The sequence below is a fragment of the Metapseudomonas boanensis genome (assembly GCF_042232855.1).
GTDB classification, from domain to species: domain Bacteria; phylum Pseudomonadota; class Gammaproteobacteria; order Pseudomonadales; family Pseudomonadaceae; genus Metapseudomonas; species Metapseudomonas boanensis.
Window position 1 is genome coordinate 3,565,640 of record NZ_CP113889.1, and the last position, 25,427, is coordinate 3,591,066.

The window sequence follows — 25,427 nt, forward strand, 5'->3', positions numbered from 1 at the left end:
GCGACCTAAAATCCGATCTTTTCGGAGATGGGCGATGAAACAGCATGGACGCGTGGTGGCGGTATTCTGCCTGGTGCTGGCCATGGCGATCTGGGGCAGCTCCTTTATCGCCTTGAAACTGGCTTTTCTCGAAGTGGCTCCGCATTGGGTGATCTTCGCTCGGATGGCGCTGGGCAGTGTGGTCTTCCTCCTGGCCTGGCGCTGGCGTGGCCGTATCGATGCCCGCCCCGGCGATTGGAAATACCTGCTTGGCCTCGCGGCTTGCGAACCTTGTCTCTACTTCATATTCGAGGCGCTTGCGTTGCAGCACACCAGCGCGTCCCAGGCTGGAATGATCACGGCCTTGCTGCCAATGCTGGTGGCAGTCGGCGCCTTTACCTTTCTCAAGGAACGCATCAGCCGCGGCACGCTGGCCGGGTTCCTGCTGGCCTTTGTCGGTGCCATATGGCTCAGCCTGGCCAGCGAATCCGACCGCCATGCGCCGCAGCCGCTGCTGGGCAACTTCTACGAGTTGTTGGCGATGCTCTGTGCTACTGGCTACACGCTGTTGCTCAAGCACCTGTCGGCCCGTTACTCGGTGTTCTTCCTGACCGCTTTGCAGGCCTTCGTCGGCAGCTTGTTCTTTCTGCCCCTGGCGTGGCTGGCTTCGCCGTTACCTCCGGCTGTCAGCCCTCAGGGCTTGGGCGCCATGGTTTATCTGGGCATCGCAGTCACGGTTGGGGCTTATGGGCTCTACAACTTTGGCGTTTCGCGCTTGCCGGCCAGCCAGGCGACCGGGTTCATCAATCTGATTCCGGTCTTCACCTTGGTGTTCGCGATGATCTTCCTGGGTGAACGCCTGGCCACCATGCAGTTGCTGGCCGCGGCGCTGGTATTCGCTGGCGTTGCACTCAGCCAATGGGGTAGTACCGCGCCCGCTCCGGCCGGTGTGCTGGATTAGCCGCTCAATGAGCTGAGCCTGCCCAATGCTCTCCGGCACGCTGCGCATTGCCCTGTTGGGCTTCGCAGGCTCAGCGCCAACCTTGTATCTACGGGGTCAGCCAGGCGAGCACTACGTCCAGCATGCGGTTGGCAAAGGCCCATTCGTTGTCATACCAGGCCAGCACCTTGACCAGCTCGCCCTGTACGCGGGTGTGGTTGAGATCAACTACGCAGGATACCGGGTAGCCATTGAAGTCCCGGGATACCAAAGGGAGCGCATTGCACTCCATCACCCCAGCCGGAAGCTCGCGGGCACCGGTTTCGATCAGGGCATTGAGGGCCTCCCGGCTGACGGGTAGCCCGGCGACGACCGTCAGGTCGAGTAGCGACACGTTGGGCGTCGGAACCCGAATGGCCAAGCCGTCCAGACGGCCGGCCAGGTCCGGCAGGACCAATCCGATGGTCTTGGCCGCGCCGGTGCTGGTGGGAATCATCGACAGCGTGGCGGCGCGGGCGCGGTAGAGGTCGTTGTGGCTCCTGTCCAGCAGGCTCTGGTCATTCGTGTAGGCGTGCACCGTGGTGACCAGACCGCTGCGGATGCCCACGGCCTGGTGCAGCACCATGGCCAGCGGGGCCAGGCAGTTGGTGGTGCAGGAGGCATTGGAGACGATCTGCTGGTTCCCAAGCAGTTCATGATTCACCCCGTAGACCACGGTCAGGTCGGCGCTGTCCAGCGGATGCGAGAGCAACACGCGCGGAGCCCCAGCGGTAAGGTGTTGCTCCACCTGGCCGCGCACTTTCATCTTGCCAGAGCACTCCAGAACGAGATCCACGCCGAGCTGGTCCCAGGGCAGGTTGACCGGATCACGCTCGCGTAGCAGGCGAATCGTCTGGCCGTTGATCTGCAGATGGTCGTCGTGCAGGGCGACGTGGCCTGGAAAACGGCCGAAGGTGGAATCGAAGCGGGTTAGGTGGGCCCGCGAGTCGAAATCATCGAGATCGTTGATGGCTTCTATGCGCAGGCGCTGATCCAGGCCTCGCTCGAACAGTGCTCGGACCAGGGCGCGACCTATACGCCCGTATCCATTGAGAGCGATTCGCAGCATGGCGGTCTCCTTCCTGTTGTCCTGTCTTCAGCTTAGCGAGGTACGGACGGAAGGAGAGGATCCAAGGGGGGGGCGGCCGGATCAGTCCGCGCGTGCACCGCCGAAATAGGCACAGCCGCGTTGCAGTTGGCCATTCAGGCGAAGTTCGGCGCTGAGATGCTGAACGGCTCCGCTCATGCTGTCGATGCAGCGCTGTGGTGCAATCCAGAGTTCCAGGCGTTGGCCATTGGCCTCGCTGGTGAGATTGAAACGGCCTTCCGGCAGCTGCTCTTCCATGTAAGGAAGGGCAAGGGGCGGTTGGCCCGGTCGGTCGAGCACCAGGCCCTTGTCGCTGACATTCAGGCTCCAGTCCGGCTCGTGGCCGCTGGCGCGCAGCAGCAGTTGCTTGAAGTTCACGTCCTGGCAACCATGGCCTTCACGCTGCAGTCGATAGAGTTTCTGGACATCCAGCCGGCCATCGCTGCCGTTGGCCTGATTAGCGCCGAGGTTACCGGCGAGGTCGGCGAACAGGTTGCCGGGGCCGTCGGCCGAGAGATTGCTCGACTCGGGCGCCAGCCCCGTGCCGCCGCGGTCGACAACGGTAAAACGACGTTGCTCGCCACAGGGGCGGAACATGATCTGGCCAGCGTCTACGCTGAGTTCACCCTGTAGGCGCACCAGATTGGTGACGGGTGCCTCCTTCGAAGAGTCGGCCAACATCTGGCAAGCGCCAAACAACGGCAACAAACTGAACAGCAGTGGGCGGGCAAGGCGCATCAAACGTCTCCTGGTGGGAGGGGCAACGTTACCGGGGCGTGACGCCCAGCTCAAGTGGAGGGTGGGGACATGATCCAATGCAAACGTGTCTATGACGCGGTGGAGGAGCGGGATGGCCAGCGCGTTCTTGTCGACCGGCTGTGGCCGCGCGGATGCCGCAAGGAGTCGCTGAAACTGGCTGATTGGTTGCGCGACTTGGCACCTTCGGACAGGTTACGCAAGGATTTCTGCCACGATCCGGCCCTGTTCGACGAGTTCCGCTTGCTCTATCGGACCGAGTTGGCCGCCCACCCGGAGCATTGGCAAGCGCTGCTGGACATTGCTCGCCGAGGCACACTGACGCTGCTTTACGCCGCCCGTCAGGAGCACTACAACAATGCGCGGGTGCTGGCGGAGTTCCTTGAGGAGGAACTGGACCGCCAAGGCCCGTCCAGCTCGCCAGTGTGTTATGCCGGCGAGCTGTAGCCGAGGGGCTGTTACCAGACGTGATAGACCTGGCCGGTCTGCGCGCCTTCTGCGCTCTTGGCGTAGGCCAGCGCCGCCAGGGCCGCCGGTACTGCCTTGTAGCCGCGGAAGTAGGGGGCGTAGGCGGGCAGGGCTTCTTCGATTACCGTCGGACTTACGCTGTTGATGCGCATTGCGCGGGGCAGCTCGAGGGCGGCACTGCGCACGAACGAATCGATCGCACCATTGACCATGCTGGCTGAGGCGCCGTAGCGGATTGGGTCGTCGCTGAGCACGCCGGAGGTCAGGGTGAATGATGCGCCGTCGTTGGCGAACTCACGGCCAATCAGCACCAGGTTCACCTGTCCCATCAGCTTGTCCTTCAGTCCCACTGCGAACTCCGCCTCGCTCATCTCGGCCAGCGCACCGAAATGGACCTTGCCGACGGCGCTGATCAGGGCGTCGAAAGGGCCAGCTTGCTCGAACATGCTGCGTATGGACGCCGAGTCGGTGATGTTCACGCGCAACTCACCGCTCTTGTGGCCAACGCGGATTATTTCGTGGCGTGCTTTCAGCTCGTTGTCGATCGCTCTGCCGATGGTGCCGCTGGCACCGATAAGAAGGATTTTCATGGCCTGACTCCTGGGTTATGGGGAGATACCCGGTCAGTGTAGAGTGACCTTTGTGGTCGATAATCCATGCAATTGGAAAACGTTGGTTTTCAAATGGAAACAATCAAAGCATGAGCGAGATGGCGGATCTGGCAGCCTTTGCAGCATTGCTGGAGGCGGGTAGCTTCACCCGTGCGGCGGAGCGCCTGGGTTGTAGCAAGGGACAGCTTTCCAAGCGGATTCGCGCGTTGGAGCAGGATCTCGGTGCCGCCTTACTGCACCGCACCACGCGCCGGCTCAGCCTGACGGCAGCGGGGGCGGCCCTGCTGCCTGAGGCGCAGGCGTTGGTGGCCCAGGGCGAACGTGCGCGCCAGGCGGTACAGCGGCTGCAGGAGGAGCTGGCGGGCTGCGTGCGGCTTACTGTGCCGGTGTCCCTTGGCGAGACCTTCTTCGATGCGCTGTTGCTGGACTTCACTCGCCGCTACCCACAATTACGTGTCGAACTGGATCTGCATAATGGCTATCGCGACCTGGTGGCGGATGGCTTCGACCTGGGTATCCGCTCGGGCATCGATATGGACGAGCGACTGGTCGCCAAGCCGCTGTTCTCCTTGCAGGAAATCACCTGTGCCACGCCTGCGTATCTCCATGCCCACGGCGAGCCCCTGCATCCCGCCGATCTCGCGGGACACCAATGCCTGTTGAATACTCATTACAGTGGATTTGAGGAGTGGCTCTATCACCGCCAGCACCAATTGGAGCGGGTCAAGGTCGCAGGGGCGCTGGCAAGCAATCACTACAGCCTGCTGAAAAAGGCTGCATTGGCTGGGGCTGGAATCGCTCGACTGCCGTCCTACATGGTGTATGACGAACTGGCCGACGGGCGACTGATCTGGTTGCTCCGTGACTACCAGACACGCCAGGTGCCGGTTTTCCTGATCCACCCCTGGCAGGGTGGATTGCCCAAGCGCACCCAGGTCCTGGCGGATTACCTGCTGGACTGGTTCGAGCGTAGCCGGCGGATGTTGGACGAGATTGCGATGGGGCGTGATGACGACGAGCGTTTCTAACCCGGCTCTGGTCGGGTGGAGGGGGCAGGGCTCCGAGGGCAAACCGCCGGCCTGTATTGCCAATGAACTCGCACCCACAAGAAAACGGCCCCATGAGGGGCCGTTTTCATCAGGCGGGAGCGTCAGCCGCCGAGGTAGGCGTCGCGCACCTTCGGGTCGTTGAGCAGGGCATCACCGCTGCCTTGCATGACGATCCGCCCGTTTTCCAGCACGTAGCCGCGGTCGGCCAGCTTGAGCGCCTGGTTGGCGTTCTGCTCGACCAGAAACACGGTCACACCATCACGACGCAGCTGTTCGATGATGTCGAAGATCTGCTGGATGATGATGGGCGCCAGGCCAAGCGAAGGCTCGTCTAGCAGCAGCAACTTGGGCTTGCTCATCAGCGCTCGGCCGATGGCGAGCATCTGCTGCTCGCCGCCCGACATGGTGCCGGCGCGTTGCTCGAAACGCTCCTTCAGGCGCGGGAATAGGTGCAGGACCTTGTCCATCTGCTCCTGATAGTCGCCCTTGGCGGTGAAGAAGCCGCCCATGGCCAGGTTCTCTTCGACGGTCAGGCGCGCGAACACGCGGCGACCTTCCGGCACGACGGCGATGCTCTTGCGCATGATGTCGCAGGACTCTTGGCCCACCAGCTCCTCGCCCTCATAGCGAATGCTGCCGCTGGCCGCCCGCGGGGAGCCGCAGAGGGTCATCAGCAGGGTCGACTTGCCGGCGCCGTTGGCACCGATAAGGGTGACGATCTCGCCTTTCTTCACTTCCAAGCTGACGCCGTGTAGCGCCTGGATCTTGCCGTAGAAAGTGGAAACCTTGTCGAAACTAAGCATGGCTCAGGTCTCCCCCAGATAGGCTTTGATCACGTCGGGGTTGCTGCGGATCTGCTCCGGCGTGCCGTCGGCCAGGGGGCTGCCCTGGTTGATCACATAGATGTGGTCGGAAATGCTCATCACCAGCTTCATGTCGTGCTCGATCAGCAGCACAGTCACGTTGTGCTCGTTGCGCAGCATGGCGATCAGCGCCTTGAGGTCGTCGGTCTCTCGCGGGTTGAGGCCGGCGGCCGGCTCGTCGAGCATGAGGATGCGCGGGCGCGTCATCATGCAGCGGGCGATTTCCAGGCGACGCTGCTGACCATAGGCCAGGGTGCCGGCGGGACGATTGGCGACCTCGGTTAGGTTGACCTTCTCCAGCCAGTGGGCGGCATAGTCCATGGCCTCGCGCTCACTCTTGCGGAAGCCCGGAGTCTTCAGCAGGCCGGCGAGGAAGTTGGTGTTGAGGTGGCGATGCTGGGCGACCAGCAGGTTTTCCACCGCGGTCATTTCCTTGAACAGGCGGACGTTCTGGAAGGTCCTCACCACACCCTTGTGAGCGATCTTGTGGCCCGGCAGAGCCTCGATCTGCTCGCCATCCAGGCGGATGCTGCCGGAGGTCGGCTGGTAGAAGCCGGTCAGGCAGTTGAAGACAGTGGTCTTGCCGGCGCCATTCGGGCCGATCATGGAGACCACTTGTTTTTCTTGCACGGTCAGGCCCACCCCGTTGACGGCCAGCAGGCCGCCGAAGCGCATGGTGAGGCCGCTTACTTCAAGAATCGCGCGGCTCATTGTTTCAGCTCCAGGTGGGGACGTTGCATCGGCAGCAGGCCTTGCGGGCGCCAGATCATCATCAGCACCATCAGGGCGCCGAACATCAGCATGCGGTACTCACTGAATTCACGCATGAGTTCCGGCAGCAGGATCATCACCACTGCAGCGAGGATCACGCCCAGCTGGGAACCCAGGCCACCCAGCACGACGATGGCGAGGATGGTCGCCGATTCGATGAAGGTGAAGGACTCGGGCGTTACCAGGCCCTGGCGCGCGGCGAAGAAGCTGCCGGCGAAGCCCGCGAAGCAGGCGCCCAGGGTGAAGGCGGAGAGCTTGATGATGGTCGGGTTGAGACCCAGCGCGCGGCAGGCGATCTCGTCTTCGCGCAGGGCTTCCCAGGCACGACCCAGGGGCATGCGCAGCAGTCGATTGATCACGAACAGGGCGAGCAGGGCCAGCAACAGGGCGACCAGGTAGAGGAAGATCACCTTGTTCACCGAGTTGTAGGCAAAGCCGAAGTACTCATGAAAGGTCTGCAGGCCTTCTTCGGCGCGGCGCTCGAAGGACAGGCCGAACAGGGTTGGCTTGTCGATGTTGCTGATGCCATTAGGGCCGCCGGTGAGCCAGGTGAGGTTACGCAGCAGGATGCGGATGATCTCGCCGAAGCCCAGGGTCACGATAGCCAGATAGTCACCGCGCAGGCGCAGCACTGGGAAACCGAGGATGAAGCCGAAGAATGCCGCCATCAGGCCTGCGATCGGCAAGCAAACCCAGAAACCCAGGCCGTAGTAGTGCGAGAGCAGGGCATAGCTGTAGGCGCCGACGGCGTAGAAGCCGACATAACCCAGGTCCAGCAGGCCCGCCAGGCCGACCACGATGTTCAGGCCGAGGCCGAGCAGCACGTAGATCAGGATCAGGGTGGCGATGTCCACGGCGCCGCGGGAGCCGAAGAATGGCCAGACCAGAGCGACCATGATCAGGCCGAGGATGACCCAGCGCTGGGTGGACGGCAGGGTGAGGAAGTTGCTGGTCTTCTTCGACATGCCCGGCAGCTTGGGCGCGGCAGCCCAGGCGCCCTGGACTTTTTCGCGCATCAGTTGCCAGAAGAACATGGCCACGGCGCAGGCCGCGATGGCCAGCAGGGTGGGGGTATCGGCACCGGTGACTACCAGGCCCACGCCGACGACGCTGAGTTTGAGGCCGAGGATGGGGTAGGCGACGGCCAGTACCAGGAGGGCGCTGAAAAACGCCGTTTTGAGTCGAGTATTCATACCTTCTCCACCTCCGGACGGCCAAGGATGCCGGTCGGGCGGAACAGCAGGACCAGGACCAGCAGGCTGAAAGCCACGACGTCCTTGTACTGGTCACCGAAGATGTCGGCACCGAAGGCTTCGGCGACGCCCAGCACCAGGCCGCCGAGCATGGCGCCCGGAATGCTGCCGATGCCACCCAGCACCGCGGCAGTGAACGCCTTGATGCCGGCAAGGAAGCCGATATGCGGGTTTATCACGCCGTATTGCATACCCAGCAACACCGCGGCCACTGCGGCAAGTGTGGCGCCGATGACGAAGGTCAGGGCGATGATGTTGTTGGTATTGATACCCAGCAGGTTGGCCATGCGAATATCTTCGGCACAAGCGCGGCAGGCACGGCCCAGGCGCGAGCGGGAGATGAACAGCGTGAGGCCGTACATGACCAGGAACGTGACCACGAAGATCAGGATCTGCATGTAGGAGATCACCACGCCGTTCATGGTGCTCTCGCCGAACACGAGGTTGCCCGGAATCAGGTTGGGGATCGCCTTGTCCTTGGAGTCCTGAGTCAGCAGTACTTCGTTCTGCAGGAAGATCGACATGCCGATCGCGGAGATCAGCGGGATGAGCCGGTTGCTGCCGCGAAGGGGGCGGTAGGCGACCCGTTCGATGCTGTAACCGTAGGCACTGGCGACGATGATGCTGGCGGCGAATGCCGCGACGATGACGATCGGCAGGCTTTCCAGGCCGAGCATGGTGAGCCCGGCGATTACGATGAAGGCTACGTACGAGCCAATCATGTAAACCTCGCCATGGGCGAAGTTGATCATGCCGATGATGCCGTAGACCATGGTGTAGCCAATGGCAATCAGGGCATAGGTGCTGCCAACGGTAAGCCCGTTAACCAGCTGTTGCAGGTAGTGATAGAGATCAGGCATTCCCTAACTCCTCGGGCATCACGAAAAGCGGCGCTTGTGGCGCAGCGGAGCCCGTAAAACACGGATAAACAAAGCCCACTGCTAGCGCAGTGGGCTTTGCGTTCAGGCGGGAAGCTTATTTAGCTTCGGTCTTGGTGCCGTCTTTGTGCCACTCGTACACCACGAAGCTGAAGTCCTTCAGGTCGCCCTTGTCGTCGAAGGCCAGGGTGCCGGTCGGAGTTTCGAAGCTGTTGGCGCGCAGCGCGGCAGCAACCTTGCTGGTGTCGTCTTCGCCGGCTTTCTTGATGCCTTCGGCGATGACTTGTACCGCGGCGTAGGCCGGGAACACGAACGGACCAGTCGGGTCTTCGTTCTTGGCCTTGAAGGCCGCTACCAGAGCCTGGTTCTTCGGATCCTGGTCGAACGACTTCGGCAGGGTAACCAGCAGGCCTTCGGAAGCCGGGCCAGCGATGGCGGACAGCTCTTTGTTGCCTACGCCTTCCGGCCCCATGAAGCGAACTTTCAGACCTTTCTCAGCAGATTGGCGCAGCAGCAGGCCGAGTTCCGGGTGGTAGCCGCCGTAGTAGACGAAGTCCACGCCAGCCTGCTTCAACTTGGAAACGATGGTGGAGAAGTCCTTGTCGCCGGCGTTGATGCCTTCGAACAGGGCCACTTTCACGCCTTTGCTTTCCAGGGTCTGCTTCACTGCAGTGGCGATACCTTCGCCGTACTGCTGCTTGTCGTGGATGACAGCAACGGTCTTAGGCTTGATCTTGTCTGCGATGAAGTTGCCGGCGGTCGGGCCTTGCAGGCTGTCCAGACCGATGGTGCGGAATACCAGCTGGTAGCCACGGGAGGTGATGTCCGGGCTGGTGGAGGCCGCGGTGATCATCAGGATGCCTTCGTCTTCGTAGATGTCGGACGCGGGCTGGGTGGAGCTGGAGCAGAGGTGACCAACGACGTAATGGACGCCGTCGTTGACGATCTTGTTGGCTACGGCAACGGCCTGTTTCGGATCGCAAGCGTCGTCGTAAACCACGCCTTCGAGCTGGGCGCCGTTGACGCCCCCCGCCTTGTTGATCTGCTCGATCGCCATCTTGGCGCCAATGAACTGCATCTCACCGTACTGGGCGACCGCACCGGTCACCGGGCCAGCCAGGGCGATCTTGATGGTGTCGGCGGCTACGGAGTAGCTGGCAACACCGGCGAGAGCCATGGCGGCGAACAGTTTGGAAATCTGCTTGGTAGCCTTATTCATAGTGCTCCACTCTTATGTTTTTCGTTGTTTTTGTCCTGGGTTGCCGAAGCGGCAGGGCAGGAAATTGCATCCCGTCAAGACTCGCCGGCAACTGTACCGGAACAGTGTAGATTGCTGGTTTACGGCTTGAAAAGTCGGCTAGTGATAGCGGAATGATCTTGTGTCGCTTATCTGAAACAAACGTATAGAAAAACGGCGTGCCTTGTGTGCGGTTATAAACGTCAGGCCGGGCTTGTATGAATGTTGACCGACGCTATCATTGCGCCCCCAATCCATTCGTTACCAACCAACACAAAACAAGCCATGAACGAAGACGTTAGCACCCTCTATGCCAAGCTGCTTGGTGAAACCGCGGAAATCACCTGGCAGGAATTGCAGCCCTTCTTCGCCAGGGGGGCATTGCTCTGGGTCGAAGGTGACGAGGACCTCGTGGCGGTTGCATTGGCCGTTGCCGAGGACGACAAGGTCAAGGTGGCGGAATTGCTCACTGCCGGCAAAATGAGCAAGGTGGAGTCGGCGCGCGCTGAAGAACTGCTGGCCCGCGACCCGCAACTCTGGGCCGTGGTGGTGGCACCGTGGGTGCTGATCCAGGAGCGGGCTCAGGCGCCCGCATTGCACTGACACAGCGCAACGGCAAACGCGAAAAGCCGAACTAGACTCAGGCTATTTGGTTCCCAGCGATCATTTGGAGGGTCAACATGTTCGAGCCAGGTCACGTCCATCGCGCCAATGTGCCCGGTATTCCGGGAATGCAGGAATTCTCCATTGATGTCTACTACGAAGCGCGGCCCAATGCGACGGAAGGGACCATGCTGCACGTCCGCATGGTCGGCGAGATCGAGGGTAGGCATTTCGAAGAGGAGTTCGAAATGCATCGAGATACCGCCTTCAACTTCGCCAGCGTGATATCCAAGGTTGCGGTCAAGAATGGCCTGAGCGCCAACAGCACGCTGATCATGCGCAACCACAAGGAATACGACCTGATGTTCGAGGATATCCGTCGAATCCTGGGGGCCAAGCCGGGCGAGCAGGTCAACTTCGATCACCTGGACAAGGACGGCTTCTAGTTCCTTGCAGTACAGGTTGGGCTGAGCCGCAGGCAGGGCCCAACAATGTCGGTTGCTCCGAGAGGTGCGGGTTCGGTAGCCAGATCACTGGGCTACGTTCCGCACCAACCTGGATTACCTGCACGGCCTCACGCGCTGACCCAGCGTTGTCGCATCCATCCGCTCAATGCATCCACACCCAGTACCAGGATCAGCATGGCCAGGATCACGCTGGCCGCTTGTGCTTCCTGGAACAGGCTGAGGCTGACGTAGAGCATCTGCCCCAGACCGCCGGCGCCGACGAAGCCCAGTACGCTGGCCATGCGGATGTTGTTTTCCCAACGATACAGGGAGTAGGCCACCAGTTGTGGCCAGACGCCCGGCAAGGTGCCGTAGCAGAAGGCGGTGACCCGTCCTCCGCCGCTCAGGCGGATCGCGTCGGCAGGTTCGACCGGCGTATTTTCCAGGGCCTCGGCGAACAGCCGGCCCAGCACGCCGGCGGTGTGCAGCGCGAGGGCCAAGGTGCCGGCATTCGGTCCAAGGCCCGCAGCCAGCACCATCAGGGCCGCCCAGACCAGTTCCGGCACGGCACGCAGGGTGTTGAGCAGCAGGCGTGCTGCGCCTTGTGCCACAACCCCGAAACGACCGGCAGCAGGAAGTGCGAAGAGCATCCCGAGTAGGGCTGCCAACAGTGTCCCGAGCGCTGACATAGCCAGCGTCTCCAGGGTGCCTTGGCCGATGGCCTGCACATGCTGGGAGGAAAGGTCCGGCTTGAGGAAGCGTGCGGCGTACCTCGCCATCTGTTCCAGGCTATCTCCGGCGAGCAGCGCTCCTAGATCGATACCGAGCCAGAGGAACGAGGTCGCGACTGCTGCCAGGAGAGCGAGCAGCAACGCCAGATTACCCAGCCGTCTCACGCAAACCTCCCGCGCAGCAGGCGGCTGATCTGGTCCGCGAACAGTACGAGAATCAGGAACGTCAGCAGCATGCTGGCGACCTCGCCCCCTGCGAACATGCGCATCGACAGGTCGATCTGCTGGCCAAGGCCTCCCGCGCCGACAAAGCCCATCACCACTGAAGCGCGTACTGCGCACTCCCAGCGATAGACGGTGTAGGAGAGCATCTCCGCTGCCGCATTAGGCAATACGCCGTAGGCGAAGGCCGCCAGCCTCGGGCTGCCGCCGGCGATCAGAGCTCTTGCTGGCCGCGCATCCACCGACTCGAAAATTTCCGCATAGACCTTTCCGAGCATGCCACTGTAGGTGATGGCAATAGCCAGCACACCGGCGGTAGGGCCGAGCCCGACGGCACGGACGAACAGCAGTGCCCAGACAATCTCCGGAACACTGCGCAAGAAAATCAGCAGACCACGCACCGGCCAGCGTAGAGCTTGTGCCCACCAGGCTGGACGGCCACCACGGGGCAGGGCGGAGATCGACAGTGCTCGGCTGGCCCAGAGTGCCGCAGGTATGGCGATCAGTAGCGCCAGGCTCATGCCGGCGGTGGCGATGGCCAGCGTTTCCAGAGTGGCGTGCCCCAGCAGCAGGAGAAACTCCTCGCCGTGCTCGGGCGGCCAGAAGGCACCGAGGAACTGGCCCATGGTACGTGCGTTGTCACTGTGCAGCAGCACGCCAGGATTCAACTCGCTGAGTTTGAGCCCAGGCCAAAGCAACGCCAGCGCCAACAGGGTCAACAGCAAGCGCGGCAGCGCGGCGGGGTCGCGCGGAGAGGCTTTCAGCATCGCGGGATGTGCAGGATATGAGCGGGCACAGGCGGGGAGAGAGGCGCGCTGGCGTTCAGTTGTTCGTTGGCGTACAGCGCGTCCAGGTCCGCCTGGCTGACGTCGGTCGTTTGCCGGTCGAATGCGATCTGGCCATCGCGCACGCCGACTATGCGGGAAAAGTGCGCCAAGGCCAGTTCCACCGCGTGGAGGCTGGCCAGCAGCGTGACGCCACGGGCACAGGCATCGGCACAGAGCACGTTCAGTGTGTGGTCGGCGAGCACCGGGTCCATGGCTGAAACCGGCTCATCGGCAAGGACCAGTTCCGGGGCCTGATACAGTACCCGTGCAATACCGACCCGCTGCAGTTGCCCACCGGAGAGCTCGTCACAGCGTTGGAACAGCTTGTCGGTGAGGTCGAGCCGCGCCAGAGCCTCGGTCGCCCCGTCCAGGTCCGTCGGGTGGAGCAGGCTCGCCAGACTTTTCAGCAGAGACCACTGGCCCAGCCGGCCGGCCAGCACGGCTGTGACCACGCGCTGGCGGGGTGGTAAGGGCGGTGCCTGGTGGACCAGGCCAATGCGCGCACGTAGACGCTGTCGGGCGCTGCCGGGCAGCGACCAGGGCGATTCGCCGAGCAGTTCAAGGCTCCCCCTGGTGGGCTTCAGGCTGGTGGCCAGCAGCCGTAGCAGGCTGGTCTTGCCCGCGCCGGACGGGCCGATGATGGCGACCCGCTCGCCGCGCACAACGTGCAGATCGATCGAGCGGAGCGCGACCAAGCCATTGGCGTGGACCAGGTCCACGCCTTGTAGGCTTACGGTCACTTCAATAGGCCAGCGGAGCGAGCGGCTTCCTCGATGCCCTTGTAGTTTTCCGGCTTGGTCTCGATGAAACGACTGGCTGCCTGGAGGTCGAGAATCGCCTTGTGCTCGGGATTGGCTGGATCAAGGGCGAGGAAGGCCTTCTTGATCTTCTCGGCCAGGGCCGGGTCCAGGGTTCCGCGCACAGTCCAGTTGTAGTCGTAATAGGTCGGGGTTGTGGCGAAAACCTTGACCTTGGCAGTGTCAACCTTGCCTGCATCCACCAGCTTCTGCCAGACGCTGGCATTGAGCACGCCGCCGTCGACCTTGCCGGCCTGCACCCACGCCACCGTTGCATCGTGGGCACCGGAGTAGGCAACGCGGGAGAAGAACTGCTCAGGCACGATGCCGTCCTTCTGCATGAAGTAACGCGGCATCAGGCTACCGGACGTCGACGACACCGAGCCGAAGGCGAAGGTCTTGCCTTTCAGGTCTTGCAGCGACTTCACCGCCGGGTCGGCACTGATGAACTTGCTGGTGAACTTCTCGTCCTGCTCGCGTTGCACCAGAGGAATCGCATTGCCGGTCTTCAGGCGCGTCTGCACGAAGGTGAAACCACCCAGCCAGGCCATGTCCAGACGGTCGGCGGCCAGCGATTCGACAACGGCCGCGTAGTCGGCCACGGGCACGAACTCCACCTTCATACCCAGTTCTTTCTCCAGGTAAGCGCCGAGCGGCTTGAACTTGCGCAGCAGCTCGGTGGGGGCCTCATCAGGGATCGCCGAGACTTTCAGGGTTTCGGCAGCTTGGGAAATAACGGCGGACAGCGACAGAGCAATGCCGGCCGCGAAGGCCAGGGAGCGTTTGAACATGGGATTCTCCGGTTCAATAGCGGAAAAGGCACGCGGATTATAGTGGCCGCGCGATCGCATGGAAGCGCTATATGCATGACCTGAGGTTAATATGCGGCTTCGACCAACTGCCCAGGAGTCCCGGGATGACCGCTACGCTGCCCTCCATTGCTTTCGCCGGCATCGGCCTGATGGGCCTGCCCATGACCCGTCGCCTGCTGGCCGCCGGTTACCCGCTCACGGTGTGGAACCGTTCCCCCGAGAAATGCGCCCCGCTGGTAGCACTGGGGGCACGCCGCGTGAACACCCCGGCCGAGCTCTGCGCCGAGGCAGACATTGTCATGCTTTGCCTGGCCGATACCCGGGTGGTGCGCAAGGTCGTATTTGGTGAGGAAGGTGTAGTGGAGGGCGCCAAGCCGGGCCAGTTGCTGGTTGATTTTTCCAGCTTGGAACCGGACGCCACCCGTGAGATGGCGGCCGACCTGGAAGCGCGCAGCGGCATGCGCTGGGTCGATGCACCGGTTTCCGGTGGCACGCTTGGTGCCGAGTCCGGGACCTTGACTATCATGGCCGGCGGGCATGAGTCCGATGTCGAGCATGTACGCCCCATCCTCATGAACCTGGGCCAACGCCTCACGCGCATGGGTGGCGTGGGGTCTGGGCAGGTGACCAAGGTGTGCAACCAGATGATCGTGGCCTGCAATGCCCTGGTGATTGCCGAGGTCGTGGCCCTGGCGGAGAAAGCCGGGGTTGATGCCCGTCTGATCGCACCGGCCCTTGCGGGCGGGTTCGCCGACTCCAAGCCCTTGCAGATCCTGGGGCCGCAAATGGCCGACAGCCACTTCGAACCCATCAAGTGGCATGTGCGTACCTTGCTCAAGGACCTGGATACCGCAGTGCGCCTCTCCCGCGAACACGATTCGGCCACCCCCCTTAGCGGCCTTGCCGCCCAGTTGATGCGTTTGCACGGCAGCCAGGGCAACCTGGAGCGCGATCCGGCTACGCTGGTGGAGATGTTCCGGGAGAATTCACGATGAAGATTGCCGCCAACCTGTCCATGTTGTTCACCGATCGTCCATTGATAGAGCGGGTGATCGCCGCCCGCGTTGCAGGTTTCGATGGGGTCGAGATTCAGTTTCCCTATGAACTGCCAGCGATTCGCCTGAAGGAAGTACTGGAGGCCGCCGGGTTGCCGTTGTTGCTGATCAACCTGCCTGCAGGCGACTTGATGAGCGGCGGCCCAGGTCTTGCTGCCGTGCCGGAGCGACAGGAAGAGTTCGATGTCGGCCTGGAGCAAGCCCTCAGTTATGCCGCAATGACCCGGCCGCGCTTCGTCAATGTGTTGGCGGGCCGACTGGCGGACGGTGTCCCACGCGATCAGGCGATGGCATGTCTGGTTAATAATTTGCGCAAGGTCGCAGAGGCGTTCGCCGTGCTGCGGATCGGCGTCCTCTGCGAGGCGATCAATCCCCTGGATATGCCGGGCTTCCTGATCAGCACCCCCGAGCAATTGAGCGACTTGCTGCACCGAGTCGATCACCCCAACCTGCAGGCGCAGTACGATCTCTACCACATGGCTCGTCAGGGCGTTGACCTGGCGGCGGGTGCGCGTCTGCTGGCTGGACGGATTGGCCATGTCCAGTTTGCCGATTGCCCGGGCCGCGGTGAGCCGGGCACTGGGACCCTGGATTTTGCCTCAGCGATCCGCGCCCTGCGGGACAATGGTTACGAAGGCTGGCTAGGCGCCGAGTACAAGCCCACGGCGCCTACCGCCGAAACCCTGGATTGGCTGGCGCAGTGGCGCAGTTTCTAGGGCAAGTGCCCCTAGAAGAGTGGATGCCGCTTTTCAAATCCACTGTCAGAGACTCGGTACGACCGCGGAGGTGGATCGGTGAGGCGTAATCCACGCGACGGGCTGCAGCTCCAATAGCGGGTTTTGATGGTGGTCCTGACGGGTCGTTCCTGCAGGTGCTGCCACCTTTGATAGAATCCGCGACCTGTCGAAATTCCTAGTGAGTGAGCCATGAGCGAACCCATCCGCCTGACCCAGTACAGCCACGGCGCTGGCTGCGGCTGCAAGATTTCCCCTAAGGTGCTGGACGTGATCCTCGCTGGGAGTGGTGCGCAGAACCTCGACCCGCGACTCTGGGTAGGTAATGCGTCGCGTGACGATGCAGCTGTCTATGCCCTGGACGACGAGCGGGGTGTGGTATCGACCACCGATTTCTTCATGCCGATTGTCGACGATCCCTTCGACTTCGGCCGGATCGCCGCGACCAACGCCATCAGCGATATCTACGCCATGGGCGGGGACCCGCTGATGGCCATCGCCATCCTTGGCTGGCCGGTCAATGTGCTGCCGCCGGAGGTGGCGCGCGAAGTGGTGCGGGGCGGTCGCTCCATCTGCGACGAGGCGGGCATTCCTTTGGCTGGCGGGCACTCGATCGATGCCCCGGAGCCCATCTTCGGTCTGGCCGTTACCGGTGTCGTGCAGAAGCGCCACATGAAGCGCAATGACACCGCCACGGTCGGCTGCAAGCTCTACCTGACCAAGCCGCTAGGGATCGGCATCCTCACCACCGCGGAGAAGAAGAGCAAGCTGCGCGCCGGCGACATGGGCCTGGCCCGTGATTGGATGTGCACACTGAACAAGCCTGGCAGCCGATTCGGCAAGCTGGAAGGGGTCAAGGCCATGACGGACGTAACCGGCTTCGGCTTGCTTGGCCACCTGGTGGAAATGGCTGACGGTAGCGGCCTGACGGCGCGCATCGACTACGCCAAAGTGCCCAGCCTGCCAGGCGTCGAGTATTACCTGGAGCAGGGCTGCGTGCCAGGCGGCACGCTGCGCAACTTCGAGAGCTACGGTGAGCGCATCGCTCCGTTGCCGGAAGTGCAGAAGCTATTGCTTTGCGATCCTCAGACCAGCGGTGGGCTGCTGGTAGCGGTCACTCCGGAAGGCGAAGCGGAGTTCCTTGCAGTGGCCGACGAACTGAAGCTGCAACTGGCTCCCATCGGCCAGCTGTTCGAGCGACAGAGCCACGCGGTCGAGGTGGCCTGATGCGCAGCGACACCGCGAACTACCGCGAAATCTTCCTCAACGACCTGCCGATGATGGACGCACGCGCGCCCGTCGAGTTCGCCAAGGGCGCATTCCCGTACACGGTAAACCTTCCGCTGATGACTGACATCGAGCGGCAGAAAGTCGGCACTTGCTACAAACAGCATGGCCAGGAAGCTGCCATTGCACTCGGCCACCAGCTGGTCAGTGGTGACGTCAAGGCCGCGCGGGTCGAGGCTTGGGTCGCATTCGCCCAGGCCAATCCGCAGGGATACCTCTACTGTTTTCGTGGTGGCCTGCGTTCGCAGATCGTCCAGCAATGGTTGAAGGAAGCCGGCATCGACTACCCGCGGGTCAAGGGTGGTTACAAGGCGATGCGGACATTTCTCATGGAAACGACCCAGGACGCGGTGGCTCAGTGCGACTTCGTCCTGGTCGGTGGCCTGACCGGTACCGGTAAGACCGAGGTGATCGCTGCGCTGGCCAACAGCCTCGACCTTGAGGGGCATGCCAATCACCGTGGCTCAAGCTTCGGCAAACGGGCCACGCCGCAACCACCACAGATCGAGTTCGAGAATCGTCTGGCCATCGACATTCTGAAGAAGCGCGCTGCTGGCTTCGATCAGTTCGTGCTCGAGGACGAGGGGCGCATCGTCGGAAGCTGCTCGGTACCGCTGGAGCTTTACCAGGGGATGCAGCAGTACCCGCTAGTGTGGCTGGAAGACAGCTTCGAGAGTCGCGTCGAGCGCATCCGGCGCGACTACGTGGTCGACCTGTGTGCCGAGTTCATCGTCACCCACGGCGAGGAGCAGGGCTTTCCGCTGTTTGCCCAACGCTTGCGCCAGAGTTTGTCGAACATCGTCAAGCGCCTGGGCGGGGAGCGCTATCAGCGCATGGCTGCCCTGCTGGATCAGGCGCTCGATGAACAGGCCCGCAGCGGCGCCGTGGACCTTCATCGGGAGTGGATTAGCGGCCTGCTCAGCGAGTACTACGACCCGATGTACGCCTTCCAGCGCGACAGCAAGGCGGAGCGTGTGGAGTTCGCTGGCGACCAGGCGGCTGTGTTGCAGTACCTGCGCGAACGTCGGTCGGCGCAGCGCTAGGTCGAGCCGGCAGGAAGTTTGAGCAAGGTGCGAGCCGCGTCATGTCGACGGAAGAAGGTAAACAGCGGCACCGTTGCCAGGCTCGATCCGAGTGCAATCGCTACCGATAAGAGGAAGTGAGTTGGCTCGTAGTAAATCGTTGCCTCGCTTCTCATGGCGGCGACGCCGAGGTCATGCATGGCCGCGAGGCCAAGGACAATGGCGAGCGTGGACGAAGCGTAATGATGGAAACGCAGGCGTGGGGTGGCTAAGGGCAGCATGCCCAGGAGGGAGGCAGCCAGGATCACCAGCAGAGGTAGCGCCGTGGTCGGGACGTCGTAGTTGATTTTAATGGGAGCCTCGAAGGCCAGCATGGCGATGTAGTGCATCGCCCAGACTCCACCGCCCAAGCAACAAGCGCTCAGCCAGCACCAACGCCAACGGGTCTCGCGCTGGCGTGAGCCAGCTATCCGTTCTGCCATGTTGAACACGCAATAGCCGGCGCCTGAAGCTACCAGGTAGGCCACGAGGATCAGCCCGGTGTTGTGCGTGCATGTCAGGAGGAGAAATCCGTCGCCCGCAGGCGGTTCGGCAGCAAAGCGCAAGCCCAGCCAGCCCATTACGACTTCCCCAGATAGTCGGATCAGCTCCGGAGAAGGGTGGATGGCACTATGAGATCGGTACAGTCGATCGCACACAATAATTGGCACCATGGTGCCTTGTTTGCGGGTGACGATACTGAAGGGATAGTCGAACGGACCTTAGCGCTTTTGCAGCATCGGGTTACATAAACGCCACGAATCATCGCAGACAGTCACATGCCGCTGGCCATAGATTGCACCACTATCAGTCTGGCGCTTGGTTCGCTGGGTGCCGCATAACAAAAATGAGACCGATCCATGCAACATTCCCCTCAAGCCGCTAATGCCTGGCGAGTCCTGTTCCTGCTGTTTCTGGCCAACCTGTTCAACTTCTTCGACCGGACCATTCCGGCGATCATCATCGAGCCAGTACGTCATGAGTGGAGTCTCAGCGACTTCCAGCTGGGACTGATCGGGACCGCCTTCACCCTGATCTATGCGATTGCCGGTGTCCCCTTGGGGCGTATGGCGGATACCGGCGCACGACGGAAGATCATGGGCTGGGGCCTCGCTGTGTGGAGCGGGCTGACGGCGGTCAACGGCCTGGCCTGGAACTTCTGGAGCTTCCTGCTGGTGCGCATGGGCGTCGGTATTGGCGAAGCCAGTTACGCACCAGCAGCCAACTCGCTGATCGGTGACCTGTTTCCGGCCCACAAGCGCGCCCGCGCCATGGGGATCTTCATGCTCGGCCTGCCGCTCGGGCTGTTGCTGGCCTTCTTCACCATCGGCTCCATGGTCAAGGCGTTCGACAGCTGGCGCGCGCCATTCTTCATCGCGGCGATTCCCGGCCTGATCCTGGCGCTCTTCATGTTCTTCATCAAGGAGCCGACTCGGGGCGCAGCGGAGAGCGTCAAGATCCAGACGACACCGCTGGACCGCCCGTTGCGCAGGGTCCTGTCGATTCGCACCTTCTGGTGGCTGACCGTGGCCGGGCTGACCTACAACTTCGCTACCTATGCCTGCAACTCGTTCATGGTGCCTATGCTCCAGCGTTATTTCCTGCTGCCGCTGGAGCAAGCCGCCATCGCCACCGGGATTATCACTGGCCTTACCGGTCTGTTTGGTTTGACCCTGGGAGGTTGGCTGGCGGACCGTGCTCATCAGAAGTCCGAACGCGGTCGTTTGCTGCTGGCCTCATTCAGCATGCTGATGGCCGCCTTGTGCACGGGCTATGCGTTGCTTTCTGGAAAGCTCGAGATCGGCGTCTTCGTAGCGGTGTTCAGTGTGGGTTGGCTGTTTGCCTACAACTTCTATCCCTGCGTCTACACAGCAATCCAGGATGTAGTGGAGCCGCGTCTGCGCGCCACGGCCATGGCGCTGTTCTTCGCCGGCCTCTACCTGCTGGGAGGTGGCCTTGGTCCGGTAGTCGTGGGAATCCTTTCCGACCATTATTCCCAGATGGCGATGCTGGCCGCCGGGGCGAGCGAGATGACCGAGGCGTTCAAGGCAGTAGGCTTGCACAACGCCATGTACCTGATTCCGGCGGCCCTGATCCTGACCATGCTGGCGCTCTTCCAGGCTGCACGCTGTTTCGTTCGTGATGCAACGACCATGCGCGAAGGGATGTTGGCGGCGGCTGCTTGAGTCGAACGCCGGATACGACAAGGCCCGCATTAGCGGGCCTTGTTTCTATAGCTTGGGCTTTGCTCCGCCCAGCCATCCGGGAGCCCCGTCAGCCAGCTACCAGCACCCTGATCGACTCCAGGCGCAGGGCCGCTTTCTCCAGCAGCGCCAGGCCTTCCTCGCGCTGATGGCGCAGAGCCTCCAACTCGCTGTCACGCACGCTTGGGTTCACGGCTTTCAACGCGGTCATGCGGGCCAGTTCCTCGTCCAGTTCTGCAACCAGGCGGCGCTGGGCTTCGGCTACGCGTTCGGCATGGCGCGGCGCGATCTTGGCCTCGGCGGCGTTGATCTGGGCCGAGAGCACATCGCGCTGGGCCTGCACGAACTTGTTGGCACTGCCACGCGGGACGCTTTCCAGCTGGTCGTTGAGGGTGTCGAACCCGACCTTCGAGGCCAGGTCGTTGCCATTGGCATCCAGTAGGCAACGCAATGCCTTGGGCGGCAGGAAGCGGCCGAGTTGCAGGGCACGCGGTGCCACTACCTCACTCACATAGAGCAGTTCAAGCAGAACCGTGCCGGGCTTGAGCGCCTTGTTCTTGATCAGCGCCACGGCAGTGTTGCCCATGGAGCCGGACAGCACCAGGTCCATGCCGCCTTGCACCATGGGGTGTTCCCAGGTGAGGAATTGCATGTCCTCGCGGGCCAGCGCCTGGTTGCGGTCGTAGGTGACGGTGACGCCTTCATCGTCGCCCAGAGGGAAGCCGGCATCCAGCATCTTCTCGCCAGGCTTGAGCACGAGGGCATTTTCCGAGTGGTCCTCGCTGTCGATGCCGAACGCTTCGAACAGGGCTTCCATGTAGATCGGCAAGGCGAACTGGTCATCCTGGTCGAGGATTTCCTCGACCAGGCGCTCACCTTCGCCGGCGCCACCGGAGTTGAGCTCCAGCAAGCGGTCACGGCCGTTGTGGAGTTCACCTTCCAGGCGTTTGCGCTCGCTCTCGGCCTCGGCGACCAGCGTTTCCCAGGCACCATCATTGCCGGCTTCCAGCAACGGAAGCAGGCGCGGGCCAAACTGATGCTGCAGGGCGTTGCCGGTGGGGCAGGTGGCCAGGAACGAATTGAGCGCCTGGTGGTACCACTGGAACAGGCGTTCCTGTGGGCTGCCTTCCAGGTAGGGCACATGCAGCTGGATGGTGTGCTTCTGGCCGATCCGGTCGAGACGGCCGATACGCTGTTCCAGCAGGTCCGGGTGGGCCGGCAGGTCGAACAGCACCAGGTGGTGGGCAAACTGGAAGTTGCGGCCTTCACTGCCGATTTCCGAGCAGATCAGCACCTGGGCACCGAACTCTTCGTCGGCGAAGTAGGCGGCCGCGCGGTCGCGCTCGAGAATGCTCATGCCTTCGTGGAACACGGTAGCCGGAATGCCAGAGCGCACGCGCAGCGCGTCTTCCAGATCCAGCGCGGTTTCCGCGTGTGCGCAAATCACCAGCACCTTGAACTTCTTGAGCATCTTCAGGGTGTCGATCAGCCAGTCGACGCGCGGGTCGAAACGCCACCAGCGCTCGGCCTCATCGCCGTCTTCCTGTTGCGACTGGAAGCTGACTTCCGGGTACAGGTCAGGGTGATCGCCAATGGGCAGCTCCATGTACTCCGATGGGTTCGGCAGCGGGTACGGGTGCAGTTGGCGCTCGGGGAAGCCTTGAACGGCTGCGCGGGTATTGCGGAACAGCACGCGACCAGTACCGTGGCGGTCCAGCAGTTCGCGGACTAGCCGCGGAGACGCCTCGGTATCGCCGGCGTCCAGGGCTTCGAGCAGACTTTCGCCTTCGTCGCCCAGGAAGCCCTTGATGGTTTTCTGCGCGGTTGCGCTCAAACGGCCCTGATCCAGCAGCTCCTGTACCGCTTCGGCAACAGGGCGGTAGTTGGCACTTTCGGCACGGAAGGCATCCAGGTCATGGAAGCGGCTCGGGTCGAGGAGGCGCAGGCGGGCGAAGTGGCTTTCCAGGCCCAACTGCTCAGGGGTCGCGGTCAGCAGAAGCACGCCGGGGATGACCTCGGCCAGCTGCTCGACCAGTTGGTATTCAGGGCTCGCCTGTTCCGGGTGCCAGACCAGGTGGTGGGCTTCGTCCACCACCAGCAAATCCCAACCAGCGGCAAAGGCTGCGTCCTGCGCACGTTCGCTGCTCTTCAGCCACTCCAGGGACACCAGCGCCAGCTGGCTGTCCTCGAAGGGGTTGTCGGCATCGCTCTCGAGGAAGCGCTCGGCGTCGAACAGGGCCACCTGCAGGTTGAAACGGCGGCGCATTTCCACCAGCCACTGATGCTGGAGGTTCTCCGGAACTAGGATGAGCACGCGGCTGGCGCGGCCCGACAGCAGCTGGCGGTGGATCACCAGGCCCGCCTCGATGGTCTTGCCCAGGCCCACTTCGTCGGCCAGCAACACGCGTGGCGCAACACGGTCGGCAACTTCGCGGGCAATGTGCAACTGGTGCGCGATCGGTTGCGCACGCGCGCCACCCAGACCCCAGAGCGGCGCCTGCAGCAGGCGCGAACGATGCTCCAGGCTGTGGTAGCGCAGGGCGAACCAGTTCAGCGGGTCGATCTGGCCGGCGAACAGTCGATCACTGGCCAGGCGGAACTGGATGAAGTTGGACAGCTGGGTTTCCGGGACGGTGCGCGGGTCGTTCTGGGCGGTGATGCCGTGATAGACCAGCAGCCCGTCGATATCCTCGACTTCCTGCACGCTCAACTTCCAGCCGTCGAAGTGGGTGATCTCGTCCCCTGGGGCGAAACGCACCCGCGTCAGCGGGGCATTGCGCAGCGCGTACTGGCGAGTATCGCCAGTGGCCGGGTAGAGCACAGTGAGCAGGCGCCCATCCGTTGCCAGGATGGTTCCGAGCCCAAGCTCCGCTTCGCTGTCACTGATCCAGCGTTGCCCCGGTTGATACTGCTGCGCCATGCGTGTCTCCCCTGCTGTGAAAAAAGCCGACTATGTTAACGGAACGCCGAGCGCAGGGCGACGAGCCTGCGGGCCGTATGTCCGCAAAAGTTTAGCGAGCGACTTTAAAGTCGCTGCCGGAACGGCCGACAGACTGACCAAAGGAGGGCGCCGAATGTTGCCACCGATTCCCCAAGGCCTGGTGCCGGTCACTGCCCAGCAGGATGTGGTCAAGTCGCGCCCGGACATTCCTCCGGTCACCCCGGTACAGGAAGGTACCAGGGAAAGCGAGGTCGGCCTCGACCGGCGGCACCCCCAGGAGGCGGAAGAGATGTTGCGTGAGGAGCAGCGGCGTCGCCAGCGGCGTGGCTACACGCCCCAGGAGCTGGCTGATTTGTTGGTGAGTGAGGAGGATCAGGCTGAACTCCGGGATCTTCCACGCCAGGGACTCTGGGTGGATGTGGAGGTCTGAGGCGAGCAGAATGGGCCGTCTCCTTTATCGAGTCACATCGTGGTGGAACTGTTCAGCGATATTCCCTTGACCTTGCCTGACGCTGAGTTGCGCTATGAGCCGAACTTCCTGGCGCCCGAAGAGGCAAACGGCTGGATGGAACGCTTGTGCGCGGAAACGCCCTGGGAGCAACCGCAAGTGTTTTTGCATGGCCGCCATTATCCGGTGCCGCGCCTGGTGACCTGGTACGGGGACCCTGAGGCCAGCTACCGTTATGCCGGCCTGACTCACCAGCCACTGCCCTGGACCCCGCTGCTGGAGATAGTGCGCGATAGGGTGCAGGGAGCTGTCGGACAGTCGTTCAATGGTGTGCTGCTCAACTATTACCGCGATGGCCAGGACTCCATGGGCTGGCACAGCGACGATGAGCCTGAGTTGGGGCCAAACCCTGTGGTTGCCTCGTTGAACCTCGGGGGCACGCGCCGCTTCGACCTTCGCCGCAAGGGCTCCGGCCGCATCGAACACTCCCTGGACCTCGCCAATGGCTCGCTGCTGGTCATGGGCGGGCCGACGCAGCATTATTGGCAGCATCAGGTGGCGAAAACCCGGAGTGTCTGCGCGCCACGCCTCAACCTCACTTTCCGTTGGATACGTAAATGAGCAATGACGAGAATCTAATCGACTTCGGCGCCGAGCGCGACAAACGCATCCATGATCTGCATGAGCGCCGCCTCAACGACGTGCGCAAGGCTTTCGAGCAGGCGATGCCGCTGGCCAAGGGCAAGAAGAAATCGGCCAAGAAGCCGAAGAAGCGCTGACGGTCATCTGAGCCCTAATCCCCCTGCAGGGGAGGGCGGTGGAAGGTCGGGCAGTTCTGCGGCCTGCTTGGCCAATGAATTTGCCTCACAAGTCTTGCGCCATTGTCGAGATTGATCGCCCATAGGTTGGGCAGAGCCGAGTGGCGAAGTCCAACGATTGCTAGTTCCGAAACCCTGATCGTTGGGCTCGATTGCGCTCAGCCCAACTGCTGATCGCCGCGAATGTACTCGCGCCCCCCAGCTCTCGAGCCCCCATAAAAATTGACCTGTGTCAGTGTCCTGGCAGCCTTCGCCGTGGCGCTCTGCGGCCATTGACCCAGATCAATTTCCCATCGCTGCCGCGCGGCTAACTTGAACCCATCGAAGCAACAACGCTAAAGAAGGAGACAGGTCATGTTCGTCGATGCAGTGGTTCTGGCCGGTATTGGCACCGTCGGTCTCATGGTCGCCTTCTTCGTAGGCGTCGGTTACTTCATCTGGAAAGACTCGCATAAGCGCAAGCCACGCTGAGTTCCCCAGGTTTACAGGCACGCAAGGCACCTCGGGCGA

General features: G+C 62.4%; 28 protein-coding genes. 14 read left to right on the forward strand and 14 right to left on the reverse strand.

The features are described 5' to 3' along the window. The first annotated feature begins 34 nt into the window (after positions 1–34). Complete coding sequence (locus OXH74_RS16550; protein WP_375737947.1) at positions 35–940, forward strand: DMT family transporter; 906 nt, start codon at positions 35–37, stop codon at positions 938–940. An 88-nt stretch (positions 941–1,028) separates the two neighbouring features. On the opposite strand, the gene OXH74_RS16555 is transcribed toward OXH74_RS16550, so the two are convergent. Next, positions 1,029–2,027, reverse strand: coding sequence for a type I glyceraldehyde-3-phosphate dehydrogenase (locus tag OXH74_RS16555; protein ID WP_375737948.1), 999 nt, complete (start codon positions 2,025–2,027; stop codon positions 1,029–1,031). 81 nt (positions 2,028–2,108) lie between these two features. Continuing rightward, complete coding sequence (locus tag OXH74_RS16560; protein WP_375737949.1) at positions 2,109–2,783, reverse strand: COG3650 family protein; 675 nt, start codon at positions 2,781–2,783, stop codon at positions 2,109–2,111. Positions 2,784–2,852: 69 nt separating this feature from the next. Here OXH74_RS16560 and OXH74_RS16565 point away from each other — a divergent pair, with 69 nt between their 5' ends. Continuing rightward, positions 2,853–3,248, forward strand: a complete 396-nt coding sequence (locus tag OXH74_RS16565) for a DUF488 domain-containing protein (protein WP_375737950.1) — start codon at positions 2,853–2,855, stop codon at positions 3,246–3,248. A gap of 11 nt (positions 3,249–3,259) precedes the next feature. Here the strand turns inward: OXH74_RS16565 and OXH74_RS16570 are convergent, their stop codons facing one another. Continuing rightward, positions 3,260–3,859 (reverse strand): short chain dehydrogenase, encoded by a 600-nt coding sequence (locus OXH74_RS16570; RefSeq protein WP_375737951.1) that lies wholly within the window; start codon positions 3,857–3,859, stop codon positions 3,260–3,262. 110 nt (positions 3,860–3,969) lie between these two features. Here OXH74_RS16570 and OXH74_RS16575 point away from each other — a divergent pair, with 110 nt between their 5' ends. After that, a complete protein-coding gene (locus tag OXH74_RS16575; protein ID WP_375737952.1) occupies positions 3,970–4,908 on the forward strand; it encodes a LysR family transcriptional regulator in 939 nt (312 codons plus the stop codon). Positions 4,909–5,030: 122 nt separating this feature from the next. On the opposite strand, the gene OXH74_RS16580 is transcribed toward OXH74_RS16575, so the two are convergent. The 5 genes from OXH74_RS16580 to OXH74_RS16600 all read right to left on the reverse strand — a co-directional run bounded on the left by OXH74_RS16580 (position 5,031) and on the right by OXH74_RS16600 (position 9,913). Further along, complete coding sequence (locus OXH74_RS16580) at positions 5,031–5,732, reverse strand: ABC transporter ATP-binding protein (RefSeq protein WP_375737953.1); 702 nt, start codon at positions 5,730–5,732, stop codon at positions 5,031–5,033. Positions 5,733–5,735: 3 nt separating this feature from the next. Further along, entirely contained in the window at positions 5,736–6,503 is a 768-nt protein-coding gene (livG, locus tag OXH74_RS16585; protein WP_375737954.1) for a high-affinity branched-chain amino acid ABC transporter ATP-binding protein LivG, read from the reverse strand. Beyond that, positions 6,500–7,756 carry a high-affinity branched-chain amino acid ABC transporter permease LivM gene (locus OXH74_RS16590; protein WP_375737955.1) on the reverse strand — a complete coding sequence of 419 codons (1,257 nt, stop codon included), beginning with the start codon at positions 7,754–7,756 and terminating at the stop codon, positions 6,500–6,502. The genes livG and OXH74_RS16590 overlap by 4 nt, the downstream gene beginning before the upstream one ends. Next, on the reverse strand, positions 7,753–8,676 hold the full coding sequence (gene livH / locus OXH74_RS16595) for a high-affinity branched-chain amino acid ABC transporter permease LivH (RefSeq protein WP_215368650.1): 924 nt from the start codon (positions 8,674–8,676) through the stop codon (positions 7,753–7,755). The genes OXH74_RS16590 and livH overlap by 4 nt, the downstream gene beginning before the upstream one ends. 115 nt (positions 8,677–8,791) lie before the next feature. Beyond that, positions 8,792–9,913, reverse strand: coding sequence for a branched-chain amino acid ABC transporter substrate-binding protein (locus tag OXH74_RS16600; protein ID WP_215368651.1), 1,122 nt, complete (start codon positions 9,911–9,913; stop codon positions 8,792–8,794). A 303-nt stretch (positions 9,914–10,216) separates the two neighbouring features. On the opposite strand from OXH74_RS16600, the gene OXH74_RS16605 reads away from it, so the two are divergent. Together OXH74_RS16605 and OXH74_RS16610 are read left to right on the forward strand one after the other, a co-directional pair. Beyond that, the gene (locus tag OXH74_RS16605; RefSeq protein WP_375737956.1) at positions 10,217–10,534 is read left to right on the forward strand and encodes a DUF2288 domain-containing protein; all 318 of its coding nucleotides are present in this window, start codon (positions 10,217–10,219) and stop codon (positions 10,532–10,534) included. Positions 10,535–10,611: 77 nt separating this feature from the next. Next, a complete protein-coding gene (locus tag OXH74_RS16610; protein ID WP_215368654.1) occupies positions 10,612–10,980 on the forward strand; it encodes a DUF5064 family protein in 369 nt (122 codons plus the stop codon). A gap of 128 nt (positions 10,981–11,108) precedes the next feature. Here OXH74_RS16610 and phnE read toward each other — a convergent pair whose 3' ends face one another. Genes phnE through OXH74_RS16630 form a run of 4 tightly spaced genes read right to left on the reverse strand, consistent with a single transcriptional unit; the run spans position 11,109 to position 14,348 of the window. After that, the gene (gene phnE, locus OXH74_RS16615; RefSeq protein WP_375737957.1) at positions 11,109–11,876 is read right to left on the reverse strand and encodes a phosphonate ABC transporter, permease protein PhnE; all 768 of its coding nucleotides are present in this window, start codon (positions 11,874–11,876) and stop codon (positions 11,109–11,111) included. Beyond that, on the reverse strand, positions 11,873–12,700 hold the full coding sequence (locus OXH74_RS16620) for a PhnE/PtxC family ABC transporter permease (RefSeq protein WP_375737958.1): 828 nt from the start codon (positions 12,698–12,700) through the stop codon (positions 11,873–11,875). The genes phnE and OXH74_RS16620 overlap by 4 nt, the downstream gene beginning before the upstream one ends. Further along, positions 12,694–13,500, reverse strand: a complete 807-nt coding sequence (locus OXH74_RS16625; protein WP_375737959.1) for a phosphonate ABC transporter ATP-binding protein — start codon at positions 13,498–13,500, stop codon at positions 12,694–12,696. Before OXH74_RS16625 ends, OXH74_RS16620 begins: the two co-directional genes overlap by 7 nt. Then, complete coding sequence (locus OXH74_RS16630) at positions 13,497–14,348, reverse strand: putative selenate ABC transporter substrate-binding protein (RefSeq protein WP_215368660.1); 852 nt, start codon at positions 14,346–14,348, stop codon at positions 13,497–13,499. The genes OXH74_RS16625 and OXH74_RS16630 overlap by 4 nt, the downstream gene beginning before the upstream one ends. Before the next feature lie 125 nt (positions 14,349–14,473). On the opposite strand from OXH74_RS16630, the gene OXH74_RS16635 reads away from it, so the two are divergent. The 4 genes from OXH74_RS16635 to mnmH all read left to right on the forward strand — a co-directional run bounded on the left by OXH74_RS16635 (position 14,474) and on the right by mnmH (position 18,488). Further along, entirely contained in the window at positions 14,474–15,364 is an 891-nt protein-coding gene (locus OXH74_RS16635; protein ID WP_375737960.1) for an NAD(P)-dependent oxidoreductase, read from the forward strand. Further along, on the forward strand, positions 15,361–16,140 hold the full coding sequence (locus OXH74_RS16640; protein ID WP_375737961.1) for a hydroxypyruvate isomerase family protein: 780 nt from the start codon (positions 15,361–15,363) through the stop codon (positions 16,138–16,140). Before OXH74_RS16635 ends, OXH74_RS16640 begins: the two co-directional genes overlap by 4 nt. Before the next feature lie 210 nt (positions 16,141–16,350). Continuing rightward, positions 16,351–17,385, forward strand: a complete 1,035-nt coding sequence (selD, locus tag OXH74_RS16645) for a selenide, water dikinase SelD (RefSeq protein ID WP_375737962.1) — start codon at positions 16,351–16,353, stop codon at positions 17,383–17,385. Next, entirely contained in the window at positions 17,385–18,488 is a 1,104-nt protein-coding gene (gene mnmH, locus OXH74_RS16650; RefSeq protein ID WP_375737963.1) for a tRNA 2-selenouridine(34) synthase MnmH, read from the forward strand. The genes selD and mnmH overlap by 1 nt, the downstream gene beginning before the upstream one ends. Here the strand turns inward: mnmH and OXH74_RS16655 are convergent. Continuing rightward, positions 18,485–19,087, reverse strand: coding sequence for an MHYT domain-containing protein (locus tag OXH74_RS16655; protein ID WP_375737964.1), 603 nt, complete (start codon positions 19,085–19,087; stop codon positions 18,485–18,487). The genes mnmH and OXH74_RS16655 overlap by 4 nt on opposite strands. A 279-nt stretch (positions 19,088–19,366) precedes the next feature. Here OXH74_RS16655 and OXH74_RS16660 point away from each other — a divergent pair, with 279 nt between their 5' ends. Then, the gene (locus tag OXH74_RS16660; protein ID WP_375737965.1) at positions 19,367–20,692 is read left to right on the forward strand and encodes a spinster family MFS transporter; all 1,326 of its coding nucleotides are present in this window, start codon (positions 19,367–19,369) and stop codon (positions 20,690–20,692) included. 88 nt (positions 20,693–20,780) lie between these two features. On the opposite strand, the gene rapA is transcribed toward OXH74_RS16660, so the two are convergent. Further along, complete coding sequence (rapA, locus tag OXH74_RS16665; RefSeq protein ID WP_375737966.1) at positions 20,781–23,630, reverse strand: RNA polymerase-associated protein RapA; 2,850 nt, start codon at positions 23,628–23,630, stop codon at positions 20,781–20,783. Positions 23,631–23,784: 154 nt separating this feature from the next. On the opposite strand from rapA, the gene OXH74_RS16670 reads away from it, so the two are divergent. From OXH74_RS16670 to ccoM, 4 genes are all read left to right on the forward strand, one after another. Then, the gene (locus tag OXH74_RS16670) at positions 23,785–24,081 is read left to right on the forward strand and encodes an aspartate-semialdehyde dehydrogenase (protein WP_375737967.1); all 297 of its coding nucleotides are present in this window, start codon (positions 23,785–23,787) and stop codon (positions 24,079–24,081) included. Between the two features lie 42 nt (positions 24,082–24,123). Continuing rightward, positions 24,124–24,720, forward strand: a complete 597-nt coding sequence (locus OXH74_RS16675; protein WP_375741634.1) for an alpha-ketoglutarate-dependent dioxygenase AlkB — start codon at positions 24,124–24,126, stop codon at positions 24,718–24,720. After that, positions 24,717–24,878: a hypothetical protein gene (locus OXH74_RS16680; RefSeq protein WP_375737968.1), complete on the forward strand. Its 162-nt coding sequence runs from the start codon at positions 24,717–24,719 to the stop codon at positions 24,876–24,878. Before OXH74_RS16675 ends, OXH74_RS16680 begins: the two co-directional genes overlap by 4 nt. 393 nt (positions 24,879–25,271) lie before the next feature. Next, positions 25,272–25,388 carry a cytochrome c oxidase subunit CcoM gene (gene ccoM, locus OXH74_RS16685; protein WP_285899516.1) on the forward strand — a complete coding sequence of 39 codons (117 nt, stop codon included), beginning with the start codon at positions 25,272–25,274 and terminating at the stop codon, positions 25,386–25,388. Positions 25,389–25,427 lie beyond the last annotated feature (39 nt).

Excerpts from the sequence above, each read along its gene's own strand:
- OXH74_RS16550 (WP_375737947.1), top strand. The coding sequence starts at position 35 with ATGAAACAGCATGGACGCGTGGTGGCGGTATTCTGCCTGGTGCTGGCC.
- OXH74_RS16555 (WP_375737948.1), bottom strand. The coding sequence starts at position 2,027 with ATGCTGCGAATCGCTCTCAATGGATACGGGCGTATAGGTCGCGCCCTG.
- OXH74_RS16560 (WP_375737949.1), bottom strand. The coding sequence starts at position 2,783 with ATGCGCCTTGCCCGCCCACTGCTGTTCAGTTTGTTGCCGTTGTTTGGC.
- OXH74_RS16565 (WP_375737950.1), top strand. The coding sequence starts at position 2,853 with ATGATCCAATGCAAACGTGTCTATGACGCGGTGGAGGAGCGGGATGGC.
- OXH74_RS16570 (WP_375737951.1), bottom strand. The coding sequence starts at position 3,859 with ATGAAAATCCTTCTTATCGGTGCCAGCGGCACCATCGGCAGAGCGATC.
- OXH74_RS16575 (WP_375737952.1), top strand. The coding sequence starts at position 3,970 with ATGAGCGAGATGGCGGATCTGGCAGCCTTTGCAGCATTGCTGGAGGCG.
- OXH74_RS16580 (WP_375737953.1), bottom strand. The coding sequence starts at position 5,732 with ATGCTTAGTTTCGACAAGGTTTCCACTTTCTACGGCAAGATCCAGGCG.
- livG (WP_375737954.1), bottom strand. The coding sequence starts at position 6,503 with ATGAGCCGCGCGATTCTTGAAGTAAGCGGCCTCACCATGCGCTTCGGC.
- OXH74_RS16590 (WP_375737955.1), bottom strand. The coding sequence starts at position 7,756 with ATGAATACTCGACTCAAAACGGCGTTTTTCAGCGCCCTCCTGGTACTG.
- livH (WP_215368650.1), bottom strand. The coding sequence starts at position 8,676 with ATGCCTGATCTCTATCACTACCTGCAACAGCTGGTTAACGGGCTTACC.
- OXH74_RS16600 (WP_215368651.1), bottom strand. The coding sequence starts at position 9,913 with ATGAATAAGGCTACCAAGCAGATTTCCAAACTGTTCGCCGCCATGGCT.
- OXH74_RS16605 (WP_375737956.1), top strand. The coding sequence starts at position 10,217 with ATGAACGAAGACGTTAGCACCCTCTATGCCAAGCTGCTTGGTGAAACC.
- OXH74_RS16610 (WP_215368654.1), top strand. The coding sequence starts at position 10,612 with ATGTTCGAGCCAGGTCACGTCCATCGCGCCAATGTGCCCGGTATTCCG.
- OXH74_RS16620 (WP_375737958.1), bottom strand. The coding sequence starts at position 12,700 with ATGCTGAAAGCCTCTCCGCGCGACCCCGCCGCGCTGCCGCGCTTGCTG.
- OXH74_RS16630 (WP_215368660.1), bottom strand. The coding sequence starts at position 14,348 with ATGTTCAAACGCTCCCTGGCCTTCGCGGCCGGCATTGCTCTGTCGCTG.
- OXH74_RS16635 (WP_375737960.1), top strand. The coding sequence starts at position 14,474 with ATGACCGCTACGCTGCCCTCCATTGCTTTCGCCGGCATCGGCCTGATG.
- OXH74_RS16640 (WP_375737961.1), top strand. The coding sequence starts at position 15,361 with ATGAAGATTGCCGCCAACCTGTCCATGTTGTTCACCGATCGTCCATTG.
- selD (WP_375737962.1), top strand. The coding sequence starts at position 16,351 with ATGAGCGAACCCATCCGCCTGACCCAGTACAGCCACGGCGCTGGCTGC.
- mnmH (WP_375737963.1), top strand. The coding sequence starts at position 17,385 with ATGCGCAGCGACACCGCGAACTACCGCGAAATCTTCCTCAACGACCTG.
- OXH74_RS16655 (WP_375737964.1), bottom strand. The coding sequence starts at position 19,087 with ATGGGCTGGCTGGGCTTGCGCTTTGCTGCCGAACCGCCTGCGGGCGAC.
- OXH74_RS16660 (WP_375737965.1), top strand. The coding sequence starts at position 19,367 with ATGCAACATTCCCCTCAAGCCGCTAATGCCTGGCGAGTCCTGTTCCTG.
- rapA (WP_375737966.1), bottom strand. The coding sequence starts at position 23,630 with ATGGCGCAGCAGTATCAACCGGGGCAACGCTGGATCAGTGACAGCGAA.
- OXH74_RS16670 (WP_375737967.1), top strand. The coding sequence starts at position 23,785 with ATGTTGCCACCGATTCCCCAAGGCCTGGTGCCGGTCACTGCCCAGCAG.
- OXH74_RS16680 (WP_375737968.1), top strand. The coding sequence starts at position 24,717 with ATGAGCAATGACGAGAATCTAATCGACTTCGGCGCCGAGCGCGACAAA.
- ccoM (WP_285899516.1), top strand. The coding sequence starts at position 25,272 with ATGTTCGTCGATGCAGTGGTTCTGGCCGGTATTGGCACCGTCGGTCTC.